This is a genomic window from Ferrimonas kyonanensis DSM 18153, from assembly GCF_000425405.1.
Classification (GTDB): Bacteria; Pseudomonadota; Gammaproteobacteria; order Enterobacterales; family Shewanellaceae; genus Ferrimonas; species Ferrimonas kyonanensis.
On the sequence record NZ_KE384367.1, the window covers coordinates 134761 to 144748 of the forward strand.

The 9988-nt window shown below is 54.9% G+C and carries 6 protein-coding genes; 4 read left to right on the forward strand and 2 right to left on the reverse strand.

The window, feature by feature from the left end; all coding sequences use genetic code 11:
* Positions 1-21: 21 nt before the first annotated feature.
* Positions 22-942, reverse strand: a complete 921-nt coding sequence (gene prmB / locus H598_RS0120445) for a 50S ribosomal protein L3 N(5)-glutamine methyltransferase (protein WP_028114668.1) — start codon at positions 940-942, stop codon at positions 22-24.
* A 121-nt stretch (positions 943-1063) separates the two neighbouring features.
* On the opposite strand from prmB, the gene smrB reads away from it, so the two are divergent.
* Positions 1064-1591, forward strand: a complete 528-nt coding sequence (gene smrB, locus H598_RS0120450) for an endonuclease SmrB (protein WP_028114669.1) — start codon at positions 1064-1066, stop codon at positions 1589-1591.
* Here smrB and sixA read toward each other — a convergent pair.
* Positions 1565-2041, reverse strand: coding sequence for a phosphohistidine phosphatase SixA (sixA, locus tag H598_RS0120455; protein ID WP_028114670.1), 477 nt, complete (start codon positions 2039-2041; stop codon positions 1565-1567). The two genes, smrB and sixA, sit on opposite strands and share 27 nt — an antisense overlap.
* A 337-nt stretch (positions 2042-2378) precedes the next feature.
* Here sixA and H598_RS0120460 point away from each other — a divergent pair, with 337 nt between their 5' ends.
* The 3 genes from H598_RS0120460 to H598_RS26815 all read left to right on the forward strand — a co-directional run.
* Positions 2379-5162, forward strand: coding sequence for an insulinase family protein (locus H598_RS0120460; protein ID WP_028114671.1), 2784 nt, complete (start codon positions 2379-2381; stop codon positions 5160-5162).
* Positions 5163-5317: 155 nt separating this feature from the next.
* Positions 5318-9622: an EAL domain-containing protein gene (locus H598_RS0120465; RefSeq protein ID WP_035416340.1), complete on the forward strand. Its 4305-nt coding sequence runs from the start codon at positions 5318-5320 to the stop codon at positions 9620-9622.
* A gap of 94 nt (positions 9623-9716) precedes the next feature.
* On the forward strand, positions 9717-9988 hold a 272-nt coding region (locus H598_RS26815; protein ID WP_035416344.1), incomplete at its 3' end, for a hypothetical protein.

The window sequence follows — 9988 nt, forward strand, 5'->3', positions numbered from 1 at the left end:
GGCTCTCCCTCTTGTCAGTAATTAAAAGCTGTCCTGGTGCTCCACCAGTTGTTCCCGAGTCAGGGCGAATACGCCGTCGCCGCCATTTTCAAACTCGAGCCAGGTAAAGGGGACGCTGCTCATCTCTTGCGCCAGCGCCACCCAGGAGTTGCCCACCTCAACGATCAGGACACCGTTGTCGTTCAGGTGGTCGGCCGCTTCCCGCAAGATTCGACGGGTGAGATCCAGACCATCAACGCCGGACGCCAGGCCCAGCTCAGGTTCATGGTGGAACTCTTCGGGAAGATCCGACATATCCTCGCTGTCCACATAGGGTGGATTGGACACAATAAGGTCATATTTCTGACCAGGCAAGGCATCAAAACAGTCAGACTGAATCGGGAAAACACTGTGCAGGGCGCCGTGGCGCTCAATATTGATCTGAGCCACGTCCAACGCATCGCTGCTGATGTCGACCGCGTCCACTTCCGCTTCCGGGAACGCGTAGGCACAGGCGATGGCGATGCAGCCCGAACCGGTGCACATATCCAGGATCCGGTTAACCGGCTTGTTGTACATCCAGGGGGTAAACTGCTTATCAATCAGTTCGGCGATGGGCGACCGCGGCACCAACACTCGCTCGTCGCAGTAGAACTCCAGGCCGGCAAACCAGGCACTGTTGGTCAGATAAGGCACCGGAGTGCGCTCATGCACACGGCGAATCACCATTTCGGCAATCTTCTGCTTTTCACTGCTGGTCAGGCGGGCCCGGCGAACTTCGTGGCCCAGCTCCAACGGCAGGTGCAGAGCATGCAGCACCAAGGCCACCGCCTCATCCCAGGGATTGTCGGTACCGTGGCCATAATAGATGCCGGCATCATTGAAACGGCTGACCGACCAACGCAACATGTCTTCGATGGTATGCAGCTCGGTGACCGCTTCATCAATAAAAATTTTATCCACCAGATAAATCCTGTCTGTCTCTACTGCGCCACATTGTAAACCCTATCGCGTTAAAGATCTGATCTATCTGTTCCCTGCCCTGCATCGCTTTTGCCACGATGATTGGGTTAAAATGCCGTCCATGAGTAAAGACAATCAAAAAGGGTCGTTTGCCGAGATGATGTCGGGGGTCAAGCCCCTGAGTCAGGACAAACACCATCACCCCAAAGCCGCCCCGAAACGCATTCAGGTGGAGGAGAAGCAGCAGCGGCAGCTTGCCGACAGCTACTTTTCTGATGAATTCCAACCGGCCATGCCCGACAGTGGTCCAGTCCGCTATCTGCGCCAGGGCGAAGACCCGTTCGAACTGAAAAAGCTGAGACGGGGCGATTACCCTCCGGAGATGATGCTGGATCTGCACGGCTACCGTACACAGGAAGCCCGGTTTGAGTTAATCGCCTTGATTGAAGAGTGCAAAAAACACCACGTGCATTGTGCCTGCATTATGCATGGCATCGGCAGCGGTGTGCTCAAGCAGCAGATCCCAAGCTGGCTGGCCCAGCACCCGGAGGTGATCGGCTATCACCAGGCACCACTGGAGTGGGGAGGCAATGGCGCCTTACTGGTACTGGTGGATATCGGCTCAGAGGACGGCGGGCACCGTCGGTGACTGCAGAGCCAGCAAACGGCCACTGCCGTCACTGACCTCCACCGAGGCCACGGCGGCAGTGGCAAACAGCGGCGGCTCAATGCCGGCAACGAACTCGCGCAGTAGATAAGCCAGCAGGGGCATATGGGCCACCACCAGCACCGCATCGGTGGCACTCAGTTCGGCATGTGCCGCAATCACATCATGGCTCACGCCGGGATCGGCATTGGGCACCAGTTCATCCAGAGTGATCACCTCGACGTCCTCGGGCAGCGACGCTTGCAGACAGCGCCAACTTTGCTGGGCACGGACATAGGGGCTGACCAGCACCAACCGGCAGTCACCAAGCTCTCTGGCCAGTCGGGCCCCCATGTGCAGAACCTCTCTCTGACCGAGATCGGTCAGGTTCCGCTGACTGTCTACCGTGGCGTCAAATCCGGCTTCGCCATGACGCATCAAATAAAAACGCATGCTAACCCCAAAAAGTCATCCATTCCGTCGGCTTAACCCGGCGGCTGTATCTTGCCGAAACGATCCGATTCGATGTTCTGGAAGCGGGCATTGTATAGAAAGCCCGCTGCAAAGTTAACCACCCTTCGGCAGGGCCGGCTATCGGAAAAAAGACATCACGTAACAAAGTGATATCTTTTGGTTTTCACCGCAAAAAAGGTTTAAGCTAACAAAAATCATACGTACGCAGCCAGCTTTAACTAGGCTTATAACTACCACAAAAAGCACCTAGATTGCCCAACGTTGTCTCCGGCGCAATACCCAAAGCTCGGCCGTACGCCTATAGGATTCAACATTGATGCCAGAACTGATCGTCAGCCCCAACGATAACAAAAAATACGCTCAGGTCACGCTAGACAATGGCTTAAGGGCCTTACTGATCGCCGATTCCACGGCCACCAAGTCCGCCGCCGCACTGGCCGTTAATGTCGGCCACTTCGACGATCCCGACGATCGGGAAGGAATGGCCCACTTCCTCGAGCACATGCTGTTTCTCGGCACCGAAAAGTTTCCCCACCCGGGAGAATACCAGCAGTTCATCAGCCAGAACGGCGGCAACCACAACGCCTGGACCGGACCGGAGTTCACCAGCTACTTTTTCGACATCAACCACGACCGCTTTCAAGAGGGGTTATTGCGCTTCAGCCAGTTCTTTACCGCGCCGTTGTTCGATGCTCACCTGGCGGACAAAGAGCGCCAATCGGTGGATTCTGAGTTTAAGATGAAACTGCGGGATGACGTGCGCCGCCTGTATCAGGTGCATAAACAAACCGTAAATCCGGCCCACCCCTTCAGTAAGTTCTCCGTCGGCAACCTGGACACCCTGGCGGATCGTAACCAGCGTCCGGTTCGGGAGGAGTTGCTGGAGTTCTACCGCACCCAGTATTCCGCCAACCTGATGACCCTGGTGTTGGTGAGCAATGCCGACCTCGAGCAGATGCGGGATTGGCTGCAGCAGTACTTCAGCGCCATCGTCAACCGGGACATTCACAAGTGCTACCCGGACATTCCGCTGTACACCGACAAAGAGATGAACATCGAGGTGCAGGCCACGCCCCTGAAAGCGCAGCGGCGACTCACGGTGACCTTTCCGCTTCCCGGAGTGGACAAATGGTATCACCTCAAACCACTGACTTTTTTAGCGCACATGTTGGGTTACGAAGGTCGGGGCAGCCTGCTATCACTGCTGAAACGTCAGGGACTGGCCACCAACCTGTCTGCCGGCGGCGGCATCAATGGCTACAACTTTAAAGATTTCAACATCAGCTTTCAGCTGACAGAGAAAGGGATCGGCGAACAAGACACCATCATCGGACTGATGTTTCAGTTTATCGAAGTGGTGCGCCAACAATGCCTCGAAGACTGGCGCTATGAAGAGCGCAAAACCCTGTTGGATTTGGCGTTCAAGTATCAGGAAGCCAATAAACCGCTGGATCTGGCCAGCCACCTGGCCATCAACCTGCAGCACTACCCGGCCGAGGACGTGATTTTTGGCGACTACCGCATGGACGCCCTGGATCATCAGCTGACCGCCTCACTGCTGGACACCATGGTGCCCGATCAGTTGCGGATTCAACTGGTATTGCCAGAGCTCGATACCGATCGGCACGCCAAGTGGTACAACACCCCCTATCGCATCACTCCGATCACCGCCGCTCGCCGACAGCGCTGGGCCAGTGTCCCCCGCTCCCACGAGCTGGGGTTACCCGGCCCCAACCCCTACATCCTGGGCAATATTCGCCCCCGACAGGAGCAGCCGCAAAGCACCGGTCCCGAAGTGGTTTTCAATCAACAGGGGTTTCGTCTCTGGCACTACAAAGACAATGAGTTCAATGTGCCCAAAGGCCACCTGTTTATCGCCCTGGACAGTGAACAAGCTCACCGCACCACACGAGCGGCGGCTCTGACCCGACTGTACATCGCCATGCTGCTGGACGATCTCAGCGAGCGAACCTATCCGGCCGAGATCGCCGGTATGTCCTATAACATCTACCCCCATCAGGGTGGACTGACCCTGCACCTGACCGGCTTTACCGGCAAGCAGCAGGCACTGCTGACGCTGCTGTTGACCCAGGCCAGAAAGCGGAACTTTCTGCCCAGACGCTTCAATGACACCAAAGCCAGGCTAATGCGCAACTGGCATGCGGTCCGCAACGCCCGGCCTATCTCAAAGTTATTTAACAGCCTCACCGCCACGCTGCAGCACCGCAGCTATGAGCCCCTGAGGCTGGCCGCCGGACTGGAAACCGTTACTCTGGAGGAGCTGCACGGTCACATCAGTAAAATCTATCAGCAGATCAACGTGGAAGCCTTCGTCTACGGAGACTGGTTGAAAGACGAAGCCGTGGCCCTGGCCCAGGACCTGAATCGCCAACTGGCGCTGGTCAGCCAACCCGGAGAGGAGGTGGCCAGGGAGTTGGTGCGCATCGACAACAAGGGCACTATCCTCAGGGAACTGCCCGCCGAGCATCAGGACAGCGCCATATTGGTGTACTACCAATCCAGGCAGCACAGCACCGACAAGGCCGCCATGTTCAGCCTGCTCAACCACGCCATGTCATCGACCTTCTTCCACGAACTGCGAACCAAGCAACAACTGGGCTACATGGTCGGCACCAGTTACGTGCCGCTGAACCACTACCCGGGACTGATGTTCTACATTCAAAGTCCGGTGGCCAGCCCGCTGAAACTGATTGAAGCCATCGACCAGTTCATTGCCGATTTCAGCTACGCGCTGATGCAGATCACGCATGAACAGTGGCAAGCCACCAAACAGGGATTGATTCAACAGATTCTCGAGCCGGATGCCAACATCAATGCCAGGGCCCAGCGCCTGTGGACCAGCATCGGCAACCACGACTGCGACTTCGATCAGCGGCAGAGAATCGCCGACAAGATCGCCTTGTTGGAGCGCGCTGACATGATTCGTTTTATCGTCAATCGAATGAAAGCCAAGACCCCGGACAGGCTGATTCTCTTTAGTTGTGGCAACCAGCATCAGGATAACTCTCCCATTACCGGCTCCAGCAGCATCGAAGACCTGAATCAATTTAAATCGGAAGCCGGTCGCTTTTCTATGTAACCCGCTCTGTGATGCCGCTGTAATTCAACAGCTTAACCGCAGTATCTGCGGTTGCTGTCACCTCGTAACAGATGCTATTGTAAAATAGTTGTATACAGTGTTAGGCGGTCCAAATAGGGCCGTTTTCTATATCATAAGAACGTATAAATACAGATATGAAGCTAAAACTGGTCGTCGCCCTTATCCTATCCCTTGCCCTGAGTTCCATGGCGAGCATGGCGGCTTCATTGCAACCGGTCACCAAACTCCAGCACCTGTCGATGGCGAAAGGGCTGAGCCAATCGGTGGTCACCGCCATTACCCAAGACAACCAGGGCATGATGTGGTTTGCTACTCTCGATGGCCTAAACCGCTTTGATGGCAACGAATTCAAGGTGTTCCGTCATGAGGAGGGCAATCCCAACAGCCTCAGTTCCAACACCATTCACGACCTGGTGTACGTCGCCAAGCAGAACGCGCTCTACATAGCGACCCAAACCGCCATCAGCCGCTATGACATCACCTCTCAGCAGTTTTCCACCATCGACATTCCCTCGGGGCTGACCACCAATCACCTGACACTGTACAAAAACCACATCTGGCTCTCCAACACTCAGGGACTGTTTTCACTGAACATCCACTCCGGCGTCATCGAGCAACTCAGCGCCGGCGAAGCGATCAAAAAAAGCCTCCCCGGAAAAACGCTGAACCTGGCCCTGACCGCCTCCGGCCAGGTCAAATCGAATCAACCGGGCGGCAACGAGCAATGGACGCCGCTGACGGATGGCAACTTAAACGTTATCGACATCGATCGCGCCATCAATGAGTGGTTCCTGTTAACCGCCAACCAGGTTTTCAGCTTAAGCCGCAGTGGCGAATTAACGGAAATATTGACTGGCGAACAGTTTGAAAAGCTGGATTACAACGAGCGGGAAAGCACATTGCGGGTGGTCTCAGAAACCGGAATCATCGCCGTTGACACCTCAGAACACCCTTACAAGATCCGCCAGTTTCACACCGAGGATAACAACAAACCCATCATTAGCCTGTTCACCGATTCAGGCAATAACTTCTGGTTTGGCACCAATGGCAACGGCCTGTTCAGAAAGAGTAATCAACAGAAAGTGGTTGAAAAGTTTGCCAATGACAATGGCAATGACGTCTGGGGGGCTCACCAGTTTGGCCAGGAGTTGGTGGTTCTGGAAGATGACCCCGAGGTTCACTTCTATAATGAGCAGTTTGAGCAAACCCGCAGCCTCAACACCGCCATTGCCGGCCCCAAAACCGTGGCCACCTTTGGCGACAAACTGCTGATCAGTGGTCGCCAGACCCTGGTCATTGTCGATGCCAACTTCAATACCACCACCCTGAAGCACGATGCCACCTTCAGCTGCATCATTCCTGATATCTATCAGGGCAAGGTGTACCTTGGTACCGTGGATCACGGCTTGATGATGCTCAACCTCAACAGCCCCTCCCCGGCCATTGTTCCGGCTCCGCTGGATGAGCAGTTTAAACACCCCATTCTCAATGGCGCAGTCACCAAAAGCAGCCTGGTGATCGGTACTCAGAATGGCGTCATTCAACTGGTGAAACTGGACGACGAACTGATTCGAAATGGCGAATTCCTCAAGGGACGCATCATCTCCGGCACAAAAATCGCCAATGGCCAGATCTACGCTCAAGCACTGGATACCGGCATGTTTGAGATAAACAGCAGCGGCCACATCGAACAGTTCAGTAAACTGAACAAGAGCGTGGCCTACTCCTTTGAAGTCACTCCGGAACGCATCATCAGTGCCACCTCCGGCGGCCTGGTGGTGGTCGATCGCAGCAGTGGCGACACCGTCAACATCTACGATACCAAGCTCGGAGCCCTGTCCGAGTTTAACGGCATGGCCAGCGGTAAATTCAATGACAAGTTGGTCTTTGGTGGCAGCGGCGGACTGAACCTGGTCTCCGACATCGACAAAACCCAGCAACGGGCGACCGCTCCGGTAATCACCTCGTTTCGAATCTTCAACCGAGAAGTGCCGGTGAGTGAGAAGTTGAGCAAGAACATTTTGGTGGCCAAATCCATCACCCTGAAAAGCAGCGATTACCCATTCTCTTTCGGCTTTTCCTCGCCCACAGAGGCATTGGATTACAACATCTCCTACCTGTACCGACTCCATGGCCTGGATGACAACTGGCTGGAAACCGCCAACAACTCCCGCATCGCCACCTACACCAACGTGCCCTACGGCGAGTACCGGTTCGAGATAAAAAGCACCAATGGCCTCGGCCACGACAGCCCGGTTCGCAGTCTTGAGGTCACCATTCTTCCCCCATGGTGGTTGTCGACCTCGGCCAAGGCAATCTACGCCATGGTACTGATGGCCATCATCTACCTGGCCTTCCGCTCCATTCAGCAGCGACGTCGGGTTCAGGCGCGCATCGCTCAGAGTGAGGAGCGCCTCAAGCTGTCTCTGTGGGGCAGTGGCGATGAGATGTGGGACTGGGACATCGATTCCGGACGGATATACCGCTCCAACATCTGGGGCACCCTGGACTTTCCTCAAGATGGTCAACGCAGCACCCCCACCGACAACGGCAACATCCACCCCAATGATCGGGAGCGTGTCCGCGCCGCCCTTGAAGCCCACTTCCGTGGCGACATCGATCATTTTGAGGCGACCTACCGGGTTCGAGACAAACAGCACAACTGGATCTGGATCCTCGACCGGGCCAAGATTGTCGAACGTGACGGTGACGATCAACCATCGCGAATGACCGGAACCATTAAAGACATCAGTAAAATCAAAGAAGCGGAAGAGCGCCTGACCATCTTTGCCCGCGCCCTGACCAACATCTCCGAAGGGATGTTCATTCTGGATGCCAATTTCAACTATCTGGAGCTGAACGACAGTGGCTGTCAAATCCTGGGGCACAAACGCCAGGCACTGATAGGCACTCCGCTGTCACTGGGAGATCTGGACACCGATTACTTCCAGGAAATCTCCAACATCGTCAAGATTCAGGGCAACTGGGCCAGCGAACTTGAGCACCGCCGCCCGGATGGCCGGAAAATCCATCTGGATGTGGTGATCGATCTGATCAAGGCCGAGGACAACCACCCCAGCTATTTTGTCGGCATCCTTACCGACATTACCCACCGCAAACAGAATGAGGTGGAGCTGCGGCGACTGACCAACAACGACGTGCTGACCGGACTGCCAAACCGCACTTACCTGCACATCAGCCTGGACGCCCGCATCAAGCGCCAAAGCGAACACTGCCTGTTTGTGTTTGATCTGGATAACTTTAAGCGCATCAATGAAACCCTGGGCCACGATGTGGGAGACAGCTTGTTGTGTCATGTGGCCAACCGCCTCAACAGCAAACTGCCCAACGACTGCGAACTCTACCGCCTCGGCGGCGACGAGTTTGCCGTCATCGCCGACAGCACCTCGTCGGTGAAGAATGCCAGTAAGATCGCCAAGCGGATCCTGACCACCTTTGAACAACCCTATCTGGTAGACGAAGAGGAGATCGTCGTCAAAGCCAGCATCGGCATCGTCAGCTACCCCGAGGATGACGTCGAGCCTCATGCACTGCTGAGAAAAGCCGATCTGGCGATGTACCACGCCAAGAGTCAGGGAGGGCAGCGTTTCCAGTTCTTCAACGACTTTATGAATCAGGACGCCATTAAGCGCTTCGAGGTCGAAAGCATGATTCGCCAAGCCCTGAAGGAGCACTGGTTTGAATTGCATTATCAACCCAAAATGGCCCTCGGTTCCGACTCCATCTTTGGCATGGAAGCACTGGTTCGCCTCAACCACCCCAGCAAGGGTCTGCTGTTCCCCGACCAGTTCATCGACCTGGCGGAGGAGACTGGTCTGATTATCGACATCGATAACTGGGTCTTAAAGCAAGCCTGTCTCACCGCCGAGCAATGGCGGAAAAAAGGCCTGCTGCGGGGCCGAATGGCGGTGAACCTCTCCAGCCAGCAATTTAGCTCTCCCGGGCTGTGCAAGCGCATTCAAGCGATTCTGGACGAGACCGGCCTGCCCGCCCACAACCTGGAACTGGAGATCACCGAAGGCACCGTCATCGAGCGGCCAGAAGCAGCCATTCAGATTATGAAAGACCTCAACCGGATGCAGATTCATCTGGCATTGGATGATTTCGGCACTGGATACTCTTCATTGTCTTACCTGAAGCGGTTCCCGATTCATACGTTAAAAATCGACAAATCCTTTATCGATGACATCGCCACTTCCGATCGCGACATGAAAATGGTCGACTCCATCATTACCATCGCCCACAACATGAACTTGCAAGTGGTGGCAGAAGGGATTGAAGAGCAATCGCAACTTACTGTTTTAAAGGCTCTTAAGTGTGAATTAATTCAAGGCTACCATTTCAGTAAACCGCTAAAAGAAAGTCATATAGAACAAAAGCTTAAAAATGAGAAATCCAAAATCTCTTTGAAAAGCTAGGAAATTTACCACAAAACAACATTGGCACAACCATTGCTAAACCCTTGCTGTCTATTTTTAACATTCAGCAAGGGCAACCACTATGACTACAGCAATGAAGCTTCTGTTATCCACCTTCGTTACTGCTACCTCTTTCTACGGTGTCGCATCCATCAGCCATACCCCTGAGCAGGCCAACGCGCTGCAACAGATCGCCGGAAGCGTGCCATGGATAAAGTTGTCCGAGCAAAACCAGCAGGTCGCGGGCAGCGTTCCCTGGATCAAGTTATCCGAAACCACCAACAAGCTGGCCGGCTCGGTGCCATGGATCAAGCTGTCCGAGCAAAACCAGCAAGTCGCCGGCTCGGTGCCGTGGATCAAGCTGTC